The 23590-nt window shown below is 32.0% G+C and carries 17 protein-coding genes and 1 tRNA gene; 9 read left to right on the forward strand and 9 right to left on the reverse strand.

Annotated elements, in window-relative coordinates:
- The first annotated feature begins 8 nt into the window (after positions 1 to 8).
- Genes Q0921_RS22290 through Q0921_RS22300 form a run of 3 tightly spaced genes read left to right on the forward strand, consistent with a single transcriptional unit; the run spans position 9 to position 3942 of the window.
- Complete coding sequence (locus tag Q0921_RS22290; RefSeq protein WP_299260921.1) at positions 9 to 2213, forward strand: peptidase domain-containing ABC transporter; 2205 nt, start codon at positions 9 to 11, stop codon at positions 2211 to 2213.
- Positions 2214 to 2252: 39 nt separating this feature from the next.
- Positions 2253 to 2615 carry a four helix bundle protein gene (locus tag Q0921_RS22295; RefSeq protein ID WP_299260923.1) on the forward strand — a complete coding sequence of 121 codons (363 nt, stop codon included), beginning with the start codon at positions 2253 to 2255 and terminating at the stop codon, positions 2613 to 2615.
- Between the two features lie 28 nt (positions 2616 to 2643).
- Positions 2644 to 3942 (forward strand): HlyD family efflux transporter periplasmic adaptor subunit, encoded by a 1299-nt coding sequence (locus Q0921_RS22300; protein ID WP_299260925.1) that lies wholly within the window; start codon positions 2644 to 2646, stop codon positions 3940 to 3942.
- Positions 3943 to 3944: 2 nt separating this feature from the next.
- Here Q0921_RS22300 and Q0921_RS22305 read toward each other — a convergent pair whose 3' ends face one another.
- From Q0921_RS22305 to tilS, 5 genes are all read right to left on the reverse strand, one after another.
- Positions 3945 to 5921, reverse strand: a complete 1977-nt coding sequence (locus Q0921_RS22305) for an ATP-binding protein (RefSeq protein WP_299260927.1) — start codon at positions 5919 to 5921, stop codon at positions 3945 to 3947.
- Positions 5922 to 6132: 211 nt separating this feature from the next.
- On the reverse strand, positions 6133 to 8004 hold the full coding sequence (locus Q0921_RS22310; RefSeq protein WP_299260929.1) for a DUF885 family protein: 1872 nt from the start codon (positions 8002 to 8004) through the stop codon (positions 6133 to 6135).
- 28 nt (positions 8005 to 8032) lie between these two features.
- On the reverse strand, positions 8033 to 9934 hold the full coding sequence (locus Q0921_RS22315; RefSeq protein ID WP_299260931.1) for a CocE/NonD family hydrolase: 1902 nt from the start codon (positions 9932 to 9934) through the stop codon (positions 8033 to 8035).
- A 172-nt stretch (positions 9935 to 10106) separates the two neighbouring features.
- Entirely contained in the window at positions 10107 to 12113 is a 2007-nt protein-coding gene (locus Q0921_RS22320) for a thioredoxin family protein (protein ID WP_299260933.1), read from the reverse strand.
- Positions 12113 to 13426, reverse strand: a complete 1314-nt coding sequence (tilS, locus tag Q0921_RS22325) for a tRNA lysidine(34) synthetase TilS (RefSeq protein ID WP_299260936.1) — start codon at positions 13424 to 13426, stop codon at positions 12113 to 12115. The genes Q0921_RS22320 and tilS overlap by 1 nt, the downstream gene beginning before the upstream one ends.
- Before the next feature lie 159 nt (positions 13427 to 13585).
- On the opposite strand from tilS, the gene Q0921_RS22330 reads away from it, so the two are divergent.
- The gene (locus Q0921_RS22330) at positions 13586 to 14290 is read left to right on the forward strand and encodes a hypothetical protein (protein WP_299260937.1); all 705 of its coding nucleotides are present in this window, start codon (positions 13586 to 13588) and stop codon (positions 14288 to 14290) included.
- A gap of 188 nt (positions 14291 to 14478) precedes the next feature.
- Here Q0921_RS22330 and pabB read toward each other — a convergent pair whose 3' ends face one another.
- From pabB to Q0921_RS22350, 4 genes are all read right to left on the reverse strand, one after another.
- Positions 14479 to 15786, reverse strand: coding sequence for an aminodeoxychorismate synthase component I (gene pabB / locus Q0921_RS22335; RefSeq protein WP_299260939.1), 1308 nt, complete (start codon positions 15784 to 15786; stop codon positions 14479 to 14481).
- Positions 15787 to 15789: 3 nt separating this feature from the next.
- Positions 15790 to 16329 (reverse strand): NADPH-dependent FMN reductase, encoded by a 540-nt coding sequence (locus tag Q0921_RS22340; RefSeq protein WP_299260941.1) that lies wholly within the window; start codon positions 16327 to 16329, stop codon positions 15790 to 15792.
- 369 nt (positions 16330 to 16698) lie between these two features.
- A tRNA-Pro gene (locus tag Q0921_RS22345) sits at positions 16699 to 16773 on the reverse strand.
- A gap of 73 nt (positions 16774 to 16846) precedes the next feature.
- Complete coding sequence (locus Q0921_RS22350; RefSeq protein WP_299260943.1) at positions 16847 to 17461, reverse strand: hypothetical protein; 615 nt, start codon at positions 17459 to 17461, stop codon at positions 16847 to 16849.
- Between the two features lie 108 nt (positions 17462 to 17569).
- Here Q0921_RS22350 and Q0921_RS22355 point away from each other — a divergent pair, with 108 nt between their 5' ends.
- From Q0921_RS22355 to Q0921_RS22375, 5 genes are all read left to right on the forward strand, one after another.
- Complete coding sequence (locus Q0921_RS22355) at positions 17570 to 19852, forward strand: TonB-dependent receptor (RefSeq protein ID WP_299260945.1); 2283 nt, start codon at positions 17570 to 17572, stop codon at positions 19850 to 19852.
- Between the two features lie 44 nt (positions 19853 to 19896).
- Positions 19897 to 21018: a PQQ-dependent sugar dehydrogenase gene (locus Q0921_RS22360; protein ID WP_299260947.1), complete on the forward strand. Its 1122-nt coding sequence runs from the start codon at positions 19897 to 19899 to the stop codon at positions 21016 to 21018.
- A 21-nt stretch (positions 21019 to 21039) separates the two neighbouring features.
- Positions 21040 to 21504: a cytochrome c gene (locus Q0921_RS22365; RefSeq protein WP_299260949.1), complete on the forward strand. Its 465-nt coding sequence runs from the start codon at positions 21040 to 21042 to the stop codon at positions 21502 to 21504.
- Between the two features lie 141 nt (positions 21505 to 21645).
- Positions 21646 to 22398, forward strand: coding sequence for a hypothetical protein (locus Q0921_RS22370; protein ID WP_299260951.1), 753 nt, complete (start codon positions 21646 to 21648; stop codon positions 22396 to 22398).
- A 45-nt stretch (positions 22399 to 22443) separates the two neighbouring features.
- The gene (locus tag Q0921_RS22375) at positions 22444 to 23529 is read left to right on the forward strand and encodes an anhydro-N-acetylmuramic acid kinase (protein ID WP_299260953.1); all 1086 of its coding nucleotides are present in this window, start codon (positions 22444 to 22446) and stop codon (positions 23527 to 23529) included.
- The last annotated feature ends 61 nt before the right edge of the window (positions 23530 to 23590 follow it).

The following is a 23590-nucleotide window of genomic DNA, read 5'->3' on the forward strand; positions in this document are numbered from 1 at the left end:
AACTCTGAATGCCAAAATTTCCTTTTTATAAACAAGCTGAATCCAAAGATTGTGGACCCACTTGTATTAAAATCATAGCTAAACATTACGGAAAAGTACTGAACACGCAGAAGCTTAGATCTCTAAGTGAAACGACCAGAGAAGGAAGTTCATTACTTGGTTTAAGTGAAGCAGTAGAAAGTATTGGGTTTAGATCATTAGGTGTAAAGTTATCTTTAGATCAATTACTAGAAGTCCCTCTCCCCTGTATTGTTCACTGGAACAAAGTACATTATGTAGTGGTTTATAAAATCAAAACTACCAGAAAAGGTAGTATGACGATTTATGTATCAGATCCTGCCCATGGTCTGATCACTTATACTAAAGAGGAATTTATAAAAGCCTGGATCGGTAACAATGCTGATCAAACCACAGAAGAAGGAGTTGCATTATTGGTAGAACCTACTCCAAAGTTCTATAATGACAACCTAGATGAAAAAGATGAAGAATTTGGATTTAAATTTATCTCTAAATACGTTTTTAAATACAAAAAATTCATCATTCAACTTATACTAGGATTAACAGCTGGTAGTTTATTACAACTTATTACTCCATTTCTAACCCAAAGTATCGTTGATGTAGGTATAGCAAATGAAGATATTGACTTTGTATATTTGGTATTAATTGCACAGTTATCATTGTTTGTAGGACGAACATTAATTGATGTTTTAAGAAGCTGGATTTTGTTGCATTTAAGTACCAGAATTAACATCTCGTTAATTTCTGATTTTTTTATCAAATTAATGAACCTACCTATCTCCTACTTTGATGTAAAAATGACTGGGGATTTATTACAGCGGATAAATGATCACAAAAGAATCGAGCAGATTTTAACGATGTCATCATTAAACGTTTTGTTTTCGATGGTAAACCTAATAGTATTTAGTATTGTTCTGATCTACTATAGCTTCTCCATATTTGCTGTTTTTGCTATTGGTAGTGCATTCTACTTTGCTTGGATTTTAATATTCTTCAAAAAACGTAAAAAACTTGATTATAAGCGTTTCTCTCAGATTAGTGAAGAACAAAGTAAAGTTATTGAATTGGTTAATGGTATGCAGGAAATTAAACTCCATAATGCAGAAAAAAGAAAACGATGGAATTGGGAGTTTGTACAGGCTAAACTCTTTAAAATATCGATAGAAAATCTTGCTTTAGAACAATATCAGAGTGTTGGTTCGGCTTTTATAAATGAACTAAAAAACATATTGATTACTGTTCTTTCTGCCGTACTTGTGATTGATGGAGAAATCACATTAGGTATGATGTTAGCGATTACCTCCATCGTAGGACAACTAAATGCTCCTATAACGCAATTGATTAATTTTCTAAGAGAATTACAAGATGCGCAAATCTCATTAGAACGTCTTGGAGAGATTCATAACAAAGAAGATGAAGAAAAAGCGGGTGATGAAAAACTAAGAGATATTCCGGGAAATTCTGGTTTTGATATCAAAAATCTTAGTTTCAGATATGTAGGATCTGATAAGCCTGTATTACAAAATCTAGATTTGTTGATTCCTGCGAACAAAATAACAGCAGTTGTAGGAGTTAGTGGAAGCGGAAAAACTACACTTATGAAACTCTTATTAAAGTTTTATGAGCCAGATGATGGACAAATATTTATTGGTTCTCATGATTTGCAGAACGTATCGCAAAAAGCCTGGAGAGATCAATTTGGAGTTGTTATGCAAGAAGGATACATATTTAATGATACAATTGCTAATAACATTGCAGTAGGAGAAGATTACGTTGATAAGAAAAAGTTAGCGCACGCAGTCGATGTGGCCAACATTAAAGAATTTGTTGAGTCATTACCTTTATCTTATAATACCAAAATCGGAATGGAAGGTGTAGGACTTAGTACAGGTCAAAAACAACGATTATTTATTGCCAGAGCTGTATACAAAAATCCTAAGTTTTTATTCTTTGATGAAGCCACCTCAGCATTGGATGCTAATAATGAAAAGGTAATTATGGAGAAACTAGACACCTTCTTCAAAGACAAAACTGTTATGGTAATAGCGCATAGATTAAGTACCGTAAAAAATGCAGATCAAATTGTGGTGTTAGATAGAGGGGAAATTATAGAAGTTGGAAATCATGAATCGCTAATTAAAGAAAAAGGAAGTTATTATAATTTGGTTAAAAATCAATTAGAACTAGGTAAATAATATTTAATTAAGAATTAGTGATTACGAATTATCGCCTAAATGAAAAAAGAAAATATTGTTCAGACAAAGAGCTATGATTTTGCTTTATCAGGCATTGAATTATTTAAAAAATTGACAAAAGAACAACACAAATATATTTTATCAAAACAAGTTTTAAGAAGTGATACCTCTATAGGGGCTAATATTGAAGAAGCTATTGGAGAGCAAAGTACTAGAGATTTTTTATCAAAAAAGGCTATTTCATATAAAGAAGCAAGAGAAACTCATTATTGGTTAAGACTGCTAAGAGATAGTAATTATAATAGTAGAGAGGAAAGTAAAAGTCTGATTGAACAATGTGAAGAATTACTTAGAATTATTGGTTCAATACAAAAAACCACTAAATTGAAAACTCGTAATTAATAATTTAAAATTCGTAATTACACAAACCATGCCAGATAATTTAGACGACATACAATTAAGGAGTGAAGAGGTTCAGGAAATTCTTACACGTGTACCACATTGGATGATTAGATGGGGTAACTTACTTATATTAGGACTTATACTACTCTTACTATTTCTATCATGGATGCTTAAATACCCAGATACAATCCCAGCGCAGGCAATCATCACAACTGATATGCCTTTGCAAAAGGAACAGGCAAATGTTAGTGAAAAGATAGAAGCAATTTTAGTAAAAGAAGGAGATACGGTTCCTGAAGGAACTCCCTTAGCTATTCTTCGCAATACAGCAAACTATCTCGACGTTTTTAGCCTTAAAAGAGTAATCGATACTATTACTATTAATAATCGTAGGATTGAATTTCCCTTTAATCAAATGCCGCCAATATTAGAACTAGGAGATATCCAAACAAGTTATGCTACTTTTGAGAACAGTTATATAGAATACACTTTAAACAGAGAGTTAAAACCATTTTCTGATGAAAATATAGCCAATCAGATATCCTTATCAGAACTTTACAGAAGGCAAGAAGGTATTTTAAGTCAGAGAAAAATTGAAGGAAGTGCATTAAACTTTAAGAAAAAGGATTTTGCAAGGCAACAAGAGTTGTATGATAAGGGTAGTATTTCTCAACAAGAATACGAACAAGCAAAAATTGAGTACTTGCAGTTTGAGAATAACTATAAAAACTATGATACCCAACTTTCTCAGATTAAGGAGAGTATTAGTAATGCGCAGAAAACATCCAAAGGAACTGAATTTAATCAGCAAAGAGAAGAAATAAGTCTACGTAATAAAGTGATACAGTCTTTTGATCAATTGAAAAAAAGTATAAAAGATTGGGAATTAAGATATCTATTACAATCGGATATAGAAGGAAGAGTTTCTTTTTCTAATTATCGTTTTGAAAATGAAAATGTAACTGCTGGCGATATTGTTTTTATAGTAATTCCAATACAAGAATCCTCTTCATATGTTGCCAAAATAAAGGCCCCAACGCAGAATTCTGGGAAAATAAAAATAGGACAAAAAGCTAACATTAAATTAGAGAACTTTCCGGACAATGAATTTGGTATGCTACAAGGTACTGTAGATTATATATCAATGTTACCAGATAAAGATGGATTATACCTTATTGACGTAAAACTACCTAAAAGACTAATTACAACATATAATAAAGAAATCCCTTTTCAACAAGAAATGAGAGGTTCTGTAGAAATTATTACAGAAAATCTAAGACTTATAGAAAGATTCTTTTATCAATTTAGAAGTTTGATGGATAAATAAAATTATGCTGCCTTAGGCAGGAAAATAAAAAAGGTGCTGCCTTTTCCAAGAATACTTTCTACCTTTATTTCTCCTTGATTGAGTTCTATTAATTCTTTACATATTCTAAGTCCAAGACCAGTACCTGTTTCATTTTCCGTTCCATTAGTCGTAAAAGTGTCTTCTGCAAATAGTTTATTTAGGTTAGATGGATCAATACCAATTCCAGTATCTTCAAAACAGATTTCATAATGATTTTCTTTTTCTCTGGATATTAAGGCAATAGAATCACCAGGATTACAAAACTTAATGGCATTAGCAATTAGATTCTGAGCTACAATCCCAAACATATCTTTGTCTGCAAAAATCATCGTAGGATCCAACTTGTTAATCAGTCTAATATCTTTCTTCTCAGCTTTAGGTTTAAAAAAAGTAAATTTATTACTGATTACCTCTGTTATATCAAAAGTAGTTGGCTTAGCATTTAGCTCTTTCATTTGTGATTTTGACCAATTCAGTAAGTTATTCAACAAAATAGAAGTTTGATGGGTTCTATTAGCTAATAATGGGACTATTTCTCTAAACTCTTCTGTAGAAATTACATCTTCTTTCATTAAGTTTAGACTACCTTCTAATCCGTGTATTTCGTTTTTTAGATCGTGAGAAATAATAGAAAATAATTTATTCTTAATCTGATTTGATTCGTTAAGCTCTTTTATATACCTCTTTCTCTCTTTTCTGGTTTTAATAAAAAGAATCATAAAAACCAGTATAACAGCGATTATGGCTAAACTAACAAAGGTTAACAATCTATACCTGAACAATTCTTCCTTAGTTATTTGTTCTCGCTTTTCTTGCTCATCAATTAACTTTAGCTGTTTTAATTCTGCTTCGTACCTTGACTTAGCATTTTCAACCTTCTGTGTGGTACTTTCATACATTCTCTTATCCGAAAGTTCTTGATATTCTTTCTGCCATTTTATAGCATTAAGTAGATTACCTCTAGTAGAATCCAGTTTAAAAGAATATTTATAGTTTTTTAATATTAGTGATATCACATTAGCCTTGACAATTTCTTTTCTTGCTTTTTTTAATAACCTTTCTGCTTTTTGGTACTCCCCCTCTTCTAATGCAATAATTCCCAATTGTTGTTTTGCATTTACTACTATTAACTTATAATTAGCTTGGTTTCCTACGCATAATGTAGTGTCATAATATTTTTTTGCTTTCTCATACTCCTTACCATACATTGTGGCCTTTGCCATAATACTATATGATTGGGCAGCATGTCTTAAATCATTTTCTGCTTTGTTAATTTTTAAGGCTTCTCGTAGAATTTTCTTTGCTTCAGAAAGCTTCCCTCCTTCTGTATATAACAAGGCTAAATTATTCATGACCATACCTACACCGTCAATTTTTAGGTTTTTGCGAGTATAAATAGATTTCAAATAAAACTTTTCCGCATTTGGTATATCTTTAAGCTCCTTATAAATGATTGCTAAGTTATTATAGGTTCCGGATAAACCAACACTATCATTTAGCTGTTCCATATATAGTTTGGCTTCCATAAGGTAGGCAGCAGCTTTTTCTAGGTTTCCTTTATTCTGTTCAATTATGAATCTATCATTACTTACAGATGCTAAACCATCTTTATCATCGATTTTTTTGAAATTATATATTGCCTTTTCAAAATTTTTACTAGACTCTATATTTCTTTGAGCCTGATTACAGATAACTCCTTTTAGTCTATAGACAAGACCTAATCCTCTGGTATAACCAATATCGCCTGCCAATTTTATGAGCTGATCAACCATAGGTTCTGCTCTATCAAATTGGTCCTCGTTTACAAACTGTTGCAAATCATTAATTGAATTATTAAACCGTACCGAATCTTTAAGTGTTCTTATTTTAGAAAGATCAACTCCTGATAATCGACTTTGTGAAAAACTAAAGAAGTTCATCAAACAGAGAACTAATAATATATAGTTTGTTTTGTTCATATGTTTTATTTTGGGGATTAAAACAGATAAAAAATATAATTTGATCCACAAAATACATAATTTTAATCAAATTAATATAAATATGTAGTCATATTCTTACTTTTATCTATGGATTTACCATAAATAATCCTCAATTCAGGCTATAAAAAAAGCCTTTCAAATAATGAAAGGCATATAGTATCTATAAATTATTACTAACTAAAGAACTCTATTATGAAGAACTTTCTTCAATTTTAGTAGAATTATTTTTTAATTCTACCCATTCATTCACTAGATCTTCTAAAATAGTAAGTGGCACCGCCCCATTAGTTAAAATAACATCGTGGAATTCTCTAATATCAAACAATTCATTACCAAGTTCCAATCTAGCTTTTTCTCTTAATTCCAAAATCTTATTCATTCCTATTTTATAAGCCGTAGCTTGACCAGGCATAACGATATGTCTCTCTACCATTTTTATAGCATCACTCTCCGCATTTGGTGTATTATCAGTATAATATTTAATTCCCTCTTCTCTTGTCCATTTTTTAACATGAATCCCTGTATCCACAACCAATCTACATGCTCGCCATAGCTCCATCGCTAATCTCCCAAAATCCGAATACGGGCTATTATAAAGTCCTATTTCTTTTGGTAAAAACTCATTATACAATCCCCATCCTTCTACATAAGCTTGGTATCCTCCAAATTTTCTAAACTTCGGTATATCCTCTAACTCTTGCGCAATAGAAAGTTGCATATGATGTCCTGGTATTCCTTCATGATATGCTAGCGCTTCCATTTGATATTTTGGCATAGCTTTCATATCATACAAATTAGCATAATAAGTTCCTGGTCTGGAACCATCCGGAGTCCCTTTCTGATAAAAAGCTTTTCCCGCACTCTTTTCTCTAAAAGGTTCTACCGCTTTTACTACGATATCCGCTTTTGGTTTTGTTATAAAAAGCTCATCTATTCTGGATTTCATATTATCTATTAATCCTACTGCTCTTTCAAGATAAGCTGCTTTACCTTTTTCATCATTTGGATAGTAAAACCTTTCATCTTCTTTCATAAACTTAAAGAAATCCTGAAGGGTCCCTTCATACTTCAGCTCGGTCATGATATCCTTCATTTCCTTATGAATTCTTGCGACCTCATCTAGCCCTAGTTGATGAATTTCTTCTGCAGTCATGCCTGTTGTTGTTGTACGCTTTAAAGCATTATTATAAAATGCACTTCCTTTTGGAAATTTCCAGGCACCATCATCTACTGTAGCTCTTTGTTGTTGATCCTCCAGTATTTCGATTAATTTATCATATCCCGGTTTTACGGATTCCAGTAGTGCTTTTTCAGCTTGAGAGACCAATACTTTTTTTTCTTCATCAGAAAGTTCTAGCTTTTCAACTTTTCCTTTAAAATCAGCTAACAACGTGCTTTCTTTATTCGATTCATCAAAAGGCTTTCCGGTTATTAAATTCCGGCTATCATTGAGCACTTTAGCAAAAACAAACTTAGGAGGAACAATACCGTTCTTCTCTCTGATTTTTACGTTTTCAACTAGTTGTACGAACAATTCATCCATCCCTTCTAGTCTTGAAATATAAGCCTTAGCATCACTTTTGCTTTCAATACGATGCATATTTATCAAAAACGCCGGAATCTCTGACTGCGTTCCGTGCATTTGATTTACAGGATAATTATAAAAACGATATTGAAAATCTTGTATGGTATTTTCTAAATCCATTTTCATTAGCTTAAAGCTTAACAAAGTAGCTTTATTAAGCTTAGAGACTTTAATAGAATCCTTTAAGTACCTAAGTCTTTTTTTTGCTTTTTCCAGATCTTGAACTTCTTTTTTAGACGAAATATTATCCCATTTACTATAATCTTCTGTCTTTATTCCTAAATAGGTCTGCATCATAGGAGAGCCATCAACTTCTTCTTGAAACTGGGCTTCAAACCAATCATTAAGTTTCTTTGAATGTACTTCTATTTGTTCTTCATTAGAAATAATAGTTTCGCTTATTTTATTCTCCTCTTTACAACTAAAAAATATAAGTAGAGAAAAAATAAATACGATGTTTAATTTTACATTATTCATCTTTTTCAGGGTATTAAGGTTTGTTAGATTATTTCAAGACAGAAATTTCGATTGATGAGTCATCAAATACTTTATGGGTCTGCTTTTTAAAATCAGATGCTTTTGCTTTAAAAATATTAGGAACAAATGTTTGTGGATTCAAATCTATATAAGGAAACCAAGTACTCTGCACCTGAATCTGGATTTTATGCCCTTTCATAAACGTATGGTGTATATCCTGAAGTTTAATAGTTACATCTGTTTTCTGATTTGGCTCGAACGGCTCAGGATTACTGAAACTATTTCTAAATCTACCTCGTAATACTTCACTTCGAACCATCATATGGTAATTAGACATTTTTAGATATTCCTGTGTTTCCTCTGTATCTTCCGCATCGGGAGGATACACATCAATTAATTTCACAACCCAATCAGAAGCTGTACCAGTGGTAGCTACTTTTAGTTTTGCTAAAACTTCACCAGAAAGCGTCATATCTTCTGTGAGTACAGAAGTTTCATACACTAATACATCAGGACGTCTTGCAGCAAAACGTTGATCATCTGTCATATACTTTCTTGGTGTAAATACCATTTTTATATCTTCCGAATATGGAACAGGCTTTTTAGGATCACTAATAAATTCTGAAAACCCTTTTCCTGCTGTTTCTGTTAAGTCATCACCTGATAAATACATTGTTTTCTTTTCTACATTTTTCGGTGGCCAGCTATCATAGGTATTCCATTCCTTTTTTCCTGTATCAAAGATCTGCACTTCAGAAAGTCCTGTGTTCTTATCACCATCTCCTTTGAGGAAATTATTAAAGAATTTTGTTTCTATATTTTTTTGAAAATTGAGAGAAATATCGTCTCCAAAATATACATTCCCAATTGCCTGACGTTTTTTATTTCTCGCCCAATCTCCATGACTCCAAGGTCCAAAGACCATAATATTATAGTTCTCACTATATTTTTCTATTTTCTCATACGTTTCGAAAGGTCCATACAGGTCCTCTGCATCAAACAACCCTCCTACTACCATTACTGCAGGCTTAATATCTTTAAGGTGCTGTATGATTCCTCTTTTTTGCCAAAAGTCATCATAATTAGGGTGTTCCTTTAATTGTGTCCAGAAAACATTATCATCTTTATAATATTGATCTAACGAACTAAGCGGACCTGCATCTAGGAAAAATTGATATTGATCTTTAGTTTCCAATTCTGGAAAGGTGTACCAACTTTCTTTTAATGGCGCTGTTTTTTCATAACCAAATACTGCTGTAGCTCTCCAATAACTCAATAAGTATGCTCCATTGTGATGAAAATCATCAAAAAAGAAATCTCCAATACAAGCTTGTGGAGAAACAGCTTTTAATGCAGGATGTGAATCCAGTAAAGAATAGGTAGCATAAAAACCTGGATATGATATCCCCCAAATTCCTACTTTCTTATTTGTATTTTCTACATTATTAACCAACCATTCGATAGTATCATACGTATCACTTGATTCATCAAATTGCTTATCTTTTTTATTAGGAATATACGCTCGCATATTATCATATACTCCCTCACTCATCCAACGTCCGCGAACATCTTGATACACAACGATATTTCCTTCTTTCATCAAGAATTCATTAGGACCTATTTTAGAACGAAACTCATCATTTCCGTATGGTCTGGAACTATAAGGAGTTCTCTGCATTAAAATCGGATATTCTTTACTCGTATCTTTGGGAGAATAAATTGTGGTATGGAGTTTCGTTCCATCTCTCATTACAATATCAACTTCCTGTTTGGTATAATGTTCTTTTACTTGATAAGCATCCTTTTCTTCAGTTACTTTATCCGTTTTTTCTATCTGTGTTTCAGTAGACACCTCTCCTTTTTTAGCGCATGAGGTGATAAAAATCAAAAAGCTAAAAAGAGATAATAATAGTATTCTAGTTGATCGCATTTGTTAGAGTTTAGTTGAATGCTGAAGATAAAAAAATGGAATGCTGACAAGCTTCCTTTTAAGGAGATTTTAACAATCTAGCTTGTATCCAACTAAAAAAAAGTTAACCTTCAGCATTGACTGAAGGTTATTTGATAATAAAATATATGTTATTTGCTTTCGTCTAAATATGCTAAAAACTAAATGAATTTTTTAACACTTGTTTTTTAGCATGATTCTTTAAGCCTTTTTTTAACCATTTTAAATATTCATTCTCATTGGGAGTATAAGATGTAGTAGTATTTAAGAGATTCATTTCTGAGTCTATTAATACGTAGTATGGTTGAGAATTGTTTTCAAAATTTAATGTTTGAAAAGTGGCCCATTTGTCACCAATAGTTTTAATAGATTTTATTTTCCCGGAGGACTTAAAGAATTTAAATTGATCTTCTTCTGCAAGCTTTTCTCGATCATCCACATAAAGTGAGATCAAAATATAATCGTCCTTTAGAATTTTAGCAATTTCTGGATTACTCCAAACCTGTTCTTCCATCTTTCTGCAATTAACACAAGCCCAACCTGTAAAATCGATCATTATTGGTTTGTTTTCCCGCTTAGCGGCTGTTACTCCTTTTTCAAAATCAGTGTACGCATTTAATCCTAAAGGTCCGTGCGTTTCTTTCTCATAGATACTATAAAATAAAGGAGGTGGAAAACCACTTAACAATTTAAGGTTTGCATATGGGGTATTAGTAAGACCCGGAATTAGATATATCACAAAAGCAAGTGTTAGAATTCCAGTTGTGACTCTTACTTTCCCTAACTTTTTAATTGGGCTATCGTGTGGAAAACGAATTTTTCCAAATAGATATAATGTTAATCCTATTCCTATAACAATCCAAATTCCAATAAATATTTCGCGTTTCAGAAATCCCCAATGCTCTACTAAATCTGCATTGGATAAAAATTTAAACGCCAATGCTAATTCAATAAATCCTAAAATCACTTTTACTGCATTAAGCCATCCTCCACTTTTGGGTAGGTTATTTAACCAATTAGGAAATAAGGCAAAAAGCCCGAAAGGTAGTGCTAATGCTAAACCAAATCCTCCCATACCGAAACTTAATTGCATGGCTCCTCCGTCACTACTTAACGAACCTCCTAATAAAGAACCTAAAATTGGACCTGTACAGGAAAATGACACCAATGCTAATGTAAGTGCCATAAAAAATACTCCTAGAATTCCTCCTACACTTGTTGCCTTACTATCCATTTTATTACTCCAGGATGCAGGTAAGGTAATCTCAAAATATCCAAAAAACGATATTGCAAATACTATGAATACAATAAAAAAGATAATATTCAGTGTTACATTAGTCGATATATTGTTAAGAATTTCTGGGTCAAGAGAGTCTAAAAGATGAAACGGAAGACTTAATAAAACATAAATCGCGAATATAAATAGGCCATAAAGTATTGCATTCATCATTCCTTTTCTACGATCCTTAGCTCCTTTTGTGAAAAAAGATACCGTAAGCGGAATCATAGGGAATACGCAAGGTGTAAGCAAGGCAATCAATCCACCTAAGAAGCCTAGCACGAATATTTTTAGATAGCTTTGACTTTTTACATCTTCTTTCGGAAACTTATCCCAGCCTTTGATTCCCGCATCTAATACTTTGGATTTGTTAACATCCTCTGGTGTAATTCCAGCCGCAACGGATTCACCCAAATTTCCTCCAGATAAATTTAGATTAAACTCTACTATATCTGGTGCTAAACATTTTTCTTCATCACATACCCCAAAGAACACTTCTGCTTTAATAGTTTCCAGAGAAGTATCTAATCGCTTTACTTTTTGAGTAAATACAACATTGTCTTCAAAATACTTGATATCCATTTCAAAAACTTTGTCAAACTTCTGGATGCCTTCAGGCTCTGCTGTATTCCCTATTAGCTCATATGCTTTATCTTCATTGTAAAAAGTAAATTCTGTAGCTGTTGGTGCTATTTCATCCGTTTCCACCTCTAGCTGAGAATAGATGTGCCACCCTTTTTCTAAGGTCGCCTCAAAATATAATGTATAGACATTTTCTGATTCTTCCTTGACACTACTTTTCCATTTTATAGGTTCAAATATTTGTGAAAACAAAGTAGTGGAAAACAACAGTGTTGTTACTAGTACTAGAATATTCCTCATTAGGTTATCGTTACTTTTAGTAATTGTTTTGTTTTGGGACTTATTTTAAATCTGTTATCTGCTCTGTAATTTATGATCCAAACAATATCATCTTCAGAACATAATAACCATACTCTTTCTTTGGCCAGCAAAGATAGTTTTTCATCTTTAAAGTATTTGCTCAACTTCTTTTTGCCTTTCATTCCTAAAGGATAAAAATAGTCGCCTTCTCTCCATTTCCTTACAATTAATGGATACTTTAACTTTTCTTTATCTACATAAATTGTTTTCAGATCAGTATTTGATAATTCTGAAGCCTCTTTAAGCGCTATCATTCCTGAAGGGATTATAATCATGTTTTCTTCTTCTGGAATTTTGTAAACACGATCAGAAACCTCTTCAACTATTGGGCAGAGTAATAAATACCCTCTATTTTTCACTAACCTATGAGTGAGCGAAAAAACTTGTTTCCCTGATTGTGCAGTTAGCATTTGTACAATATCATCCCAAGCAGTAAATCCATATTCTTTTAATAAAAAGTATAAATACGTTTTTGGTTCATCGTATTGTTGTAGTTTATGAATAGGTATTTTTATTGTATCAAGTTCTGAATATTCGAACACATCATTTCTAACCTTATCCACTTGGTTTTTAACAAATGTACTGGTCTGTTTCAAATGAGTTAAAGTAGTTTCGAAGTTTTGTAAAAACTGGGGATTTAACGCCAAAAGTTCCGGGATCACATCGTGTCTCAGTTTATTTCTAATGTATTTTGTACTGCGATTACTACTATCTTCTCTCCAGTTAATGGTATTCTTTTCTGCAAACTCTAAAATTTGATTTCTAGAAAATGGTAATAATGGTCGTACATAAATATCATTTATTTCTGGGATACCTGTAAGTCCATCAATTCCAGTACCTCGAGATAGGTTTATCAAAAAAGTCTCTAAGTTATCATCCTTATGATGAGCAGTTAGCACGTAATCATATTGATATTCCAAAACCAACTCCCGAAACCAGTTATACCTTAATTCCCTTGCTGCCATCTGAATAGAAAGCTTATTACTTTTTGCATATTCCTCTGTTGCAAAGTTTGTAATAAAAAAAGGAACTGTCATCTTATTAGCTAATTCCGAAACGAATTCTTCATCACCTTCACTTTCTGTTCCTCGTAATTTAAAATTACAATGTGCAATACCAAAATCTAAACCAAGTAAATGACACATGTGAGTTAACACAATACTATCCAATCCACCACTACAGGCAATAAGCAATTTCTTTTCTCTAAGAAAAGGTAATTTATCCTCGATATGAACTTTAAACTTTCGTGTCAATGCTTTTAAATATTTGTCTTTACAGGTTTCAAATATACGATTTTGTAAAAGTAGACCAACCTTTCCTTTAGCAGTCTTTATGATTTGATTTTCAGGTTTTTAACATAAAAACTGAATCCTTTTTGTTATTTTTAAGCAACTCTTAAAAATTTTGATATTATGAATATGATAGACGAAAAGCCAAAACACCGTGAAGATGATCATAAAAAAGAGTTTAGTAAAAAACTACTATCCGTAGTTCCACATCTACACCCTTATGTTAAACATAGAATATATATTGCAGAAAGCACAGGTATTTTACCTCGAAATATGTATTGTTCTAATGGTATTATTGACGATGCTATTGTACAACTATATGATGAAGATCATCTAGATATAGATATGGACAAGTTATCTCTGGAATTAAAACTTTTTAGGATTGCAGATCATTTAATTGATGAATTATATATTAATGAAGGTTGGCATCAGCGATGTATAAGTACCAATTATTTTTTAAGTGAGGAGCTAAATAAGTTGGAAGAAAACTATACTTCTGAGGCAGATAACGAATTGATTATGAATGAAGAGTTAAACGATATATCCTATCATCAAAACTCGGAAAAAAAGCAATTATTTATTTATGATGATGCAGATTCCGTTATTCTTAAGGTTATTGAATCCGAAGAATCTTCAGAAAACAAAAAACAAAAACTACTAGGCAAATTTTATAGTTGGTTGCCTCTGGAAACTTCTAAAATTATAGATCTCTTCGTTTTCGGGAAATTAAATTTTGAAGAAATAGCAAGAGTTAAAGGTATTACTACACAGGATGTAAAAGCAACCATTATTGATGTTAGAAAAAGTTTTAGAAAGAATCTTATTTAACTGAGTAGTGAGTAGTGAGTAGTGAGTAGTGGAAATTACTAAACTCTAATTTATCAACATACGTACTTATTGTTTAATCAAAATATTTTTAGTATCTGAGTTTCGAAGCTTTCATTTTTTTACATTTCTTGTTGCTACTTTATCTTTATAATTAGTACGCTGTACTTAATACTTTTTACTTCATGAAACTACAATCCTTCTAACACCTCTCTCATTGCCTTTGCCTTAATCAAGCATTCCTCATATTCTTTATCAGGGTCAGATTTAGCTGTAATTGCTCCACCCACTGTATAAGAAACATATTGCTTTCTCTCATTATACAAAATACTTCTGATCACTACATTAAAATCAAAATCTCCTTCCGGTGTAAAATATCCTACTGCCCCACTATATAAACCTCTTTTAGACTCCTCTAAATCTTCTATAATTTGCATAGCAGAAATTTTGGGAGCACCTGTCATACTACCCATCGGAAAAGTCGTTCTGATAACATCCACTGGTGAAACCTCTGAATCAATCTCCGAAACTACTGTAGATATCATCTGATGCACCTGTTTAAATGTATACACCTTGCATAGCTCTTCTACATTGACAGTACCTTTTAATGCCGTCCTAGAAAGATCATTTCTAACCAAATCTACTATCATCACATTTTCTGATTGTTCTTTTGGGTCTTGCTCCAAAATAGAAACTAACTTTTTATCATCCTTAAATATAGTTGATCGTTTTGCAGTTCCTTTTATGGGCTGAGAAATAATTTTGTTCCCTTCTTTTCTCAAGTATCTTTCTGGTGATGCTGACAGCATGTACTGATCATTCATTCTGAAAAATGCAGCAAATGGTGGTTTCGATATTTGATTAAGATGATGATAGGTTTCTAAAGGAGCAATACAACTATTCTCTGCAAAAAACTCCTGACAGAAATTTGCTTCATAAATATCTCCTCGATGAATATGAGTAAGCACTTGTTGGATTTTTTCCTTGTAAACATCCTTGGTTATTCGTAAACTTATTTTAACCTTACCACAATGAGAATTTTCACTAGAAACGGCTATTGAGGATGGAAAATTTTCAATCAATTGGTAATCTTCATCCATTTCATCATCTACCATTCTTAGATATTGAACTTCTAATTTATTATCTTTAAGAAGGAATATTTTCTTAGGTTGAAAAAAATATAAATCTGGAAAATCAAGGTTATCGGTATTTTCGGAAGACAATTTTTCTACATCATTTTTTAAATCATAAGATAAATACCCAAAAATCCAATCTGCAGTTTGTTCCTGGTATTCTTTTAATTTATCGAAAGCAGTATAGTAATCTGTTTTTATCGAGGTAAAAGCATCAACCGCTAGAATTGCATCATAGCTAGAATACTTCTGAGAATATGCATTGGAATCCAGCCATAAGATATCATCAAATTGTTGTGCCCATTGTAATAATTTGATTTTAAATTCTGAAGAATTATCTAAAGTATATGTTCTGGTACTTCGCACGAGCTATTTAATCTGATGCGCAAAAGTACTTAGAACTTCCTTCAATCCCAACAAAAGTGTCTCATCAGTAACCACTTTATCTTCTGAAGAAAAATTTATATGAAATGAAGGAAAACTAAAACTCTCTATAATCTCTCCTCCAAATCTTGGCAAAACATTTTTTGCAAATTCTAAAGAACTTACTCCACCTCGCTGGCCAGGAGAAGTACTCATTAATAATATTTTTTTTCCCTCCAGAAAATTACGATCCAACCTGGATAACCAATCAATGACATTTTTGAAAAAAGCACTCCAACTACCATTATGTTCATTAACCGAAATAATCAAAGCGTCTGCTTCTGATATCTCTTGTTTTAGACCTAATGCCATTCCAGGAAAGCCATTCTCCTTTTCGACATCTTCACTATACATTGGCATTTGGTAATTAGCCAATTTCAGAACTTTAATTTTATGATCCTTTATTTCTGAAGCAACATATTCTACAAGTTTATGATTAATTGAAGAATTACTATTAGAACCAGCAAAGGCTAGAATATTTTTCATTATCAATAATTTTACCGCCAAAAGTAACTAAAATGGAAGCAGCTACAAAAAACATTAATCATTGGATTAAAGTGATCAGATTCAATTTGTCTTTATTTATTCAAAAAAAATGTAAATATTATAGAAAACAAATTTTCTCTAATTGGAATAGTCAATTTTTAAGACAAGGAATTAAAGTGTAAATTTTATACTGTATATATAAAAAAATCTAGAAGGAAATTTAGCTCATCTTACACCTAATTATGATGAGTCGTTAGTTCTTATCTCTAAATATAAAGAATCTACAAACTCTTCAGTACCTATAAATTTAATTACGAGTGTTTATCTTAAATCAAAAAATCCAACCACTTGAGTGATTGGATTTTTTTGTCGGGGTGGCAGGATTCGAACCTGCGACCTCCTCGTCCCAAACGAGGCGCGATAACCGGGCTACGCTACACCCCGAAATAGTTATCCTTTTTGCGGGTGCAAATATAAGCAAACTCTTTTGTTAAAACCTATTATTTATTTAAAGATTTTATTTCAATATTCGTTTTAACTGAAGTTCTAATAAATACCCCAACTTATCATAGCATTCTCTAACTCTTTCTATATCTCCAAATTCTCCGTAAGCATAATTCCCAATTACCTTAGGCGTTTGTGTACTGTATACATATGAATCTGGCTGAGCCGTTTTTACAAATTTTAATGTTACTTCAAGCTTGCCTTCTTCTCTACCCACACTTGAACTACCTCCATATCCTGTATAAATCCAATCTGCTTCAATAATTAATGTATAGTTCGTTTCTTCTTCTATAGTTACGAATTTTAAATCGCTATACCTACTTAGTTTTTCGCTTACTCCTTCAATAAAAGCATTTCGCCAAGTTTCTTTCTTAGCAAACTCGTACGTCTCTAACCATTTTTCACCTTTACGTTTATCAATTTTACCATACTTATTCTTCATGTTTTCAATAAACTCTTTTTCGGGATGAAGACTGTAAACAACAAGATCTTCAGGGAAAGTAAGTTTTACTGCAATCTTTGTTTCATTTTTTAAAAACTCCAGTTTTTTCTTATCGATTTTAATTCTTTGTGCAAAAGAAATTGTACTTACAAAAAGCAGAAAAAGGAAAATTATTTTTCTAAACATTGGATAACATATATAATTGGATTCGATTTTTGATCAGATTACAATTATAAGTTATTTTTAAGAATCGATACCTAATTAGTTTACGATATTTGAGCAAAATTTTACCTTTTGAAAAAAATAATAGTAGTCTTTTTCTTTTTTATCAATTATGTCACCAACGCCCAGTTTAACATTTCTGGATCAGTTATCGACAATACCACATTGACCCCTATAAAAAATGTTACTATAATAGATATAAAGACAGGAAATAAAACAATTTCTAATAATAATGGGAGTTTTAAACTTATAGGTACCGGAACTATTGAAATTTCTTTTTCAGGATATCAAACTAAAAAAATTATAGCCACTAATGGTCAAAACGTTACCATATACCTCATTCCAGACATAAACCTATTACAAGAGGTAATAATCAACAGTCAATCCATTCCATTACAGGAGAAATATGCAACAGGTGCAGTTGCTATTGTAAAAAAACAAGAAATTGAACGCGGTAATACTATTGAGTTATACCCTATTCTAAATAAAGTCCCCGGAGTTTTCATGCAAAACGGTACACTTAATACCAATCGGATTACCATACGAGGAATCGGTGCAAGAAATTTGTTCGGTACAGCAAACATCAGAACATACTTTGGAGATATACCGCTAACCGATGGGAATGGAGAATCATCTATTGAAGATCTGGAACTAGCTTCAATTTCAAGAATTGATATTCATAAAGGACCTTCGTCCAGCAATCATGGCGTTGGTTTAGGAGGAACTATCTTGTTGAAACCGGAATTTATAGATCGCCAAGCTACAGAGGCTTTCTTTTCTAGCTCTTTAGGAAGTTACGGATTAAGCAGAAATATTGCAAAAATTGCTGTTGGAGGAAAAAAATCGACCGTTAATATCATTTATAGTAATAATCATTTTGATGGATATCGAGATAACAACACTTACAATAGAAATACAGTTACAGCTACTTCTTCCATAGATTTAGGAGAAAAAAATAACTTTTCCATTATTGCTAGTTATGTTGATTTAAAGGCGGGGATACCAAGCTCTTTGGATCAGGAAGATTTTGATAATAATCCACGACAAGCTGCATTTACTTGGGGTAGATCCCAAGCATTTGAAGATGTTATCTATGGAGTTTTGGGACTGACCTGGAAACATAACTACAATACTTCTTTTTCTCATCATACCAGTATATTTACTTCTTTTAGAAATAACTATGAACCAAGACCATTCAATATTTTAAAAGAAAAATCCAATACGGTTGGTATTAGAAGTAGAGTTGTTGGTAGTTCCACGCTATTCAAAAAAAACTGGAATTGGACAGCTGGCGGTGAACTTTTTTTAGACTTTTACAATAGTAAAACTTTTGATAATCTATATGAAGATTTTCCTGTCGGCACTGGTAGTGTTTTAGGTAATCAAAGCTCTGATCTTGATGAAAAAAGGAATTATTATAATCTTTTTGTAGAAACTAATGTAAAACTAAGTGATAGACTTCGATTTAATTTTGGAATACATCTAAACCAAACATTTTTTGATATTGATGATGAATTTTTAGATGATGGTAATGATAGTTCTGGAAACTTTGATTTTGATCCAATTCTCTCTCCAAAAGTTGGAGCGAATTACCAATTAAACAATAATTTCATTCTTTTCGGAAACGTAGCTCACGGGTTCTCCACTCCTACTACTTCAGAAACTTTATTACCAGATGGCGAATTCAATCCAGACATACAACCAGAAATCGGATGGAACTATGAAATTGGTACTCGTTATAATTTTTTTAAACACAAATTATACGGCTCCATTGCTGCATACTCCCTGAGAGTTAAAGATTTATTAGTAGCAAGAAGAACTGAAGAAGATAATTTCTTTGCAATAAATGCTGGAAAAACAATTCATAACGGAATAGAAGGAACACTAAACTACAACCTACTTAAATCCAATCAAACACAGCTTAATTTATTTATAAATGCATCTATCAATAATTATAAATTTAATAATTTTATAGACCTAGACTCGGATTTTTCTGGTAACGATATTACTGGTGTTCCTTCTCATACTATTAATTTAGGAATTGACCTGATCACTAAAAAAGGAATTTATGGGAATCTTAATTTTCAGACTGTTGGTAAAATTCCTGCAAATGATCAGAATACTGTATTTAATGACCATTATGAATTATTACACGGCAAGATAGGATACAAAAAAAATATTAGTAAATACATCTCCTATGATATCTTTTTAGGCGCTAATAATATTTTGGACACAAAGTACGCATCACAACTACAGATTAATGCCAGAGGCTTTGGAAGCAATGCTCCTAGGTATTTTTATCCAGGGATACCTTTTAATATATATGGAGGCATTAACATAAAATATAGATTATAAAAAAATTTTATTTGTAATTTTCAGAAGTAAACTCAATGATCACAATGAAGAATTTTGTATTTCTAAAAATAGTACTATTAAGCACCCTACTTTCTTGCGCCCAAGAAAAGAAAAATGATATCCAAATAGATGCTGATCCCAAAAATTATACTACCGAAATTATTGTTCCTGATTTACAAATTCCATGGGGCATGGCCTGGTTACCAGACGGAAGTATACTAATTACAGAAAAAAGTGGTGAATTAATTCATTATAAAGATGGAACAAAAACTCAAATTGGTAACGTACCTGAAGTTTATAATCGTAATCAAGGTGGATTATTAGATATTGAACTTCATCCAAAATACAGTGAAAATGGATGGTTATATCTTACATATTCTTCTAAAGAAGGGACGGAAAAAGGAGGACACACTGCATTAATAAGAGCAAAACTCCAAAATAATCAATTAACTTCTATAGAAAAATTATATAAGGGAACTCCCAATACAACTCGCGGACACCATTTTGGATCAAGAATAGAATTTGATAATGAAGGTTATCTTTATTTTAGTATTGGAGATCGGGGAAATAGAGACGAAAATCCACAAAATATCACCAGAGATGGTGGAAAAGTATATAGATTAAACGATGATGGAAGCATTCCCGATGACAATCCTTTCGTTAACGAAAATGGAGCCAAAAAAGCAATCTTCTCTTATGGACATAGAAACCCTCAAGGCATGGCGATCAATCCTATAGATGGTAGAATATGGGTTCACGAGCACGGTCCAAAAGGAGGAGATGAAATTAATATTGTTAAAAAAGGAATAAACTACGGATGGCCCATTATTACATATGGAATTAATTATAGCGGATCTTCTATTACGGACATAACCAATAAAGAAGGTATGGAACAACCTATATATTACTGGACTCCTTCTATTGCTCCAAGCGGAATGGACTTTATAACTAGTGACAAATATACTGATTGGAAAAATGATCTATTGGTTGGTTCATTAAAATTTCAATATTTGGAATTAGTAGAACTTGATAAAGATCAAGTAATCGGCAGAAAAAAAATAATGAAAGATATTGGCCGAGTACGTAATGTGCGTCAAGGTCCAGATGGGTATATTTATGTTGCTGTAGAAAACAAAGGAATTCTAAAAATTATCCCAAAATCATAATTGATGTTTGTAAAATTAAAGATGAGAAAACGTTTAAAACAAATATTAATCCTAGAAGTTATTTCTATTATATTCTGTATTTCGGTATTAGCAAGACAAGGAAAACCAAACACCGAGTATATTGCGATTCTTCAATCGGGTGATCAAGAAACTGAACTTTCTAAGAGTATCGTTCGTGGTGAAGAGATTTATATTGATTTCTGTATGCAATGTCATTTACACGACGGTAAAGGAACTCCGAAGGTTTTTCCTCCTTTAGCAGGATCAGATTGGTTAGTAAACAAACGTAAAGAAAGTATTCATTCTATAAAATATGGGTTGAATGGCCCTATAACGGTTAACGGAGAATCATATAATAGTGCAATGACACCCTTAGGACTAGAAGACGAAGAAATTGCGGATGTCATGAACTACATTATGAACAGTTGGGGCAACAAACAAAAAAAGATGGTTACTACCGAAGAAGTTACTGCCATTAAGAAATAGTCATAACGACACTTCATTTCTATACTTTTCTCCTATCACATATCTATTGGATCAAAAAAGAGACGTAACAATTGATACATACTTTACGTTATCGTTTATATATTTGTAAAAAACGAAGAAAATTAGTGTGAACTGAGTTTTATGAAATGGTTGCTATTTATTGTTTTATTCTCTATTAGTTATACGGCTTATAATCAGCAAACGGATTATGAATCACCTAACAGATATAGATTTAAATATAAATCCGTTGTATACAAGGGATCTAAAATGGATATAACAGCTCAGCTTAGAAAAATAAAAAACAGTCCTAAATTTTCTGGAATTCCAGAAGAGATACAAACTGGACTTAATGAACTTTTTAAAGACGCTAAAAGTCAATTTTTTCCAAGAGTATATCGGAAAAAGGCAATCATATTCCTTAATGCTTTATATGATTATGAGGAGTTTGTAATTATGTATAACGGAGCTCTTTATGATGTTGTTGAAAAATTAAAAAGAGATATGAAACGTATTGATTTTAAACTTGAAAGGCAATACATCAAAGCAAAAACAGTAGTAGATAGGGCAAAAAAGAAAAACTCCAGAAACACAGAAGAAATTGATTCCTTAGACACTGAACGACAAAAAAGTCTAATAAGATTGGCAAGTCATCGTTGGATGAAGAAAAAATTTGACGGGTATAAAGGCATAAATATTGTTGAAAATCCAGATGAACTTATTACAGAATTCAAAAAAGCTGAAGCTGCATATATATATTCCTTATTTCGAAAAAAAAGTGTAGATGAAATTAAGAAATATCTAGAAAGTGAGATTATTGATTTTTACTACAAAAAAGCAATAGTTGAGATTGATCCAGAAAAACTTGACCTTCAATACATCAATAAATATAACTAAGTAAAAGAATATTGTTAAAAATATTTTACTAGTTTGCATTCATAAATGGCTATCTCTACTAAAACATATAAAATAATAGGATTAATGTCCGGAACCTCATTAGATGGTCTGGATATTGCCTATTGTGAAATAGAAAAACGGCAAGATTCCTGGACTTTTTCTATAGCTAAAACTAAGAACCTAGATTATGACTCAGAACTTAAAAATAAGTTAAAGAATACAATACATCTTGACCCTATTAACTTACTTGTCTTTCATAATCAATATGGAGTCTGGCTGGGTTCTCAGGTGAAACAATTTCTTGAGGAAAACAATTTGAAAATAGATTTCGTTTCGAGTCACGGTCATACAGTTTATCATCAGCCAGAAATAGGATTAACCTATCAGATTGGCTCTGGTCAACATATCGCTAATTCATGTAATCAAAAAGTTATTTGTGACTTTAGAACTAATGATGTTGCACTTGGTGGTCAAGGAGCCCCCTTAGTTCCCATCGGAGACCAGTTGCTATTTAGTAATTATGATTTTTGCCTCAACTTGGGTGGTATCAGTAATATTTCTTTCGAACTTAATAATAAAAGAATTGCTTATGATATTTCTCCAGCTAATATGTTACTAAATCTTATTTGCTCCAAAATAAATCTTGAATATGATGATCGAGGAAAATTAGCCAAAACCGGAACATTAAACAAAAAAGTATTAGAAGATTTAGATGAATTGACATATTACAAAGAACCATATCCCAAATCACTTGGATACGAATGGTTTGCTGAAAAAGTCGTTCCAATTATCAAAAACGCCAATGATTCTATTGAAAATTTATTATACACATCTGTTCATCATATTGCATCGCAAATCTCTAATGCAATAAAAGAAACTGGTAAAAAAAATTCGTCACTCCTCATCACTGGTGGTGGTGCCAAAAATGACTTTTTGATAGAAATTTTACAACAAAAACTGCAAAAATTCTCTACAGTTGTTATACCTGGTACAAAAATCATTGATTATAAAGAGGCTTTAATTTTTGCATTCATGGGAGTATTAAGAGATAGAAATGAGGTGAACTCCTTAAAATCTGTTACTGGCGCAAAAAAAGATTCTTCGTCAGGAGTTATCTACTATCCACATTAATGTTTCAACCCATTCAAACTTTTTATAAAAAACTCTATCGATCAAAAAACTCGATAACTCA

It is taken from the genome of uncultured Aquimarina sp., from assembly GCF_947496855.1.
Lineage (GTDB): Bacteria > Bacteroidota > Bacteroidia > Flavobacteriales > Flavobacteriaceae > Aquimarina.

What these genes read in the sequence shown, in the direction of transcription:
- Q0921_RS22365 (WP_299260949.1), top strand. Translation starts at nt 21,040, where the DNA reads ATGAGAAAACGTTTAAAACAAATATTAATCCTAGAAGTTATTTCTATT.
- Q0921_RS22320 (WP_299260933.1), bottom strand. Translation starts at nt 12,113, where the DNA reads ATGAGGAATATTCTAGTACTAGTAACAACACTGTTGTTTTCCACTACT.
- Q0921_RS22330 (WP_299260937.1), top strand. Translation starts at nt 13,586, where the DNA reads ATGAATATGATAGACGAAAAGCCAAAACACCGTGAAGATGATCATAAA.
- Q0921_RS22305 (WP_299260927.1), bottom strand. Translation starts at nt 5,921, where the DNA reads ATGAACAAAACAAACTATATATTATTAGTTCTCTGTTTGATGAACTTC.
- Q0921_RS22350 (WP_299260943.1), bottom strand. Translation starts at nt 17,461, where the DNA reads ATGTTTAGAAAAATAATTTTCCTTTTTCTGCTTTTTGTAAGTACAATT.
- Q0921_RS22290 (WP_299260921.1), top strand. Translation starts at nt 9, where the DNA reads ATGCCAAAATTTCCTTTTTATAAACAAGCTGAATCCAAAGATTGTGGA.
- Q0921_RS22300 (WP_299260925.1), top strand. Translation starts at nt 2,644, where the DNA reads ATGCCAGATAATTTAGACGACATACAATTAAGGAGTGAAGAGGTTCAG.
- Q0921_RS22310 (WP_299260929.1), bottom strand. Translation starts at nt 8,004, where the DNA reads ATGAATAATGTAAAATTAAACATCGTATTTATTTTTTCTCTACTTATA.
- Q0921_RS22340 (WP_299260941.1), bottom strand. Translation starts at nt 16,329, where the DNA reads ATGAAAAATATTCTAGCCTTTGCTGGTTCTAATAGTAATTCTTCAATT.
- Q0921_RS22315 (WP_299260931.1), bottom strand. Translation starts at nt 9,934, where the DNA reads ATGCGATCAACTAGAATACTATTATTATCTCTTTTTAGCTTTTTGATT.
- Q0921_RS22360 (WP_299260947.1), top strand. Translation starts at nt 19,897, where the DNA reads ATGAAGAATTTTGTATTTCTAAAAATAGTACTATTAAGCACCCTACTT.
- Q0921_RS22295 (WP_299260923.1), top strand. Translation starts at nt 2,253, where the DNA reads ATGAAAAAAGAAAATATTGTTCAGACAAAGAGCTATGATTTTGCTTTA.
- Q0921_RS22375 (WP_299260953.1), top strand. Translation starts at nt 22,444, where the DNA reads ATGGCTATCTCTACTAAAACATATAAAATAATAGGATTAATGTCCGGA.
- Q0921_RS22370 (WP_299260951.1), top strand. Translation starts at nt 21,646, where the DNA reads ATGAAATGGTTGCTATTTATTGTTTTATTCTCTATTAGTTATACGGCT.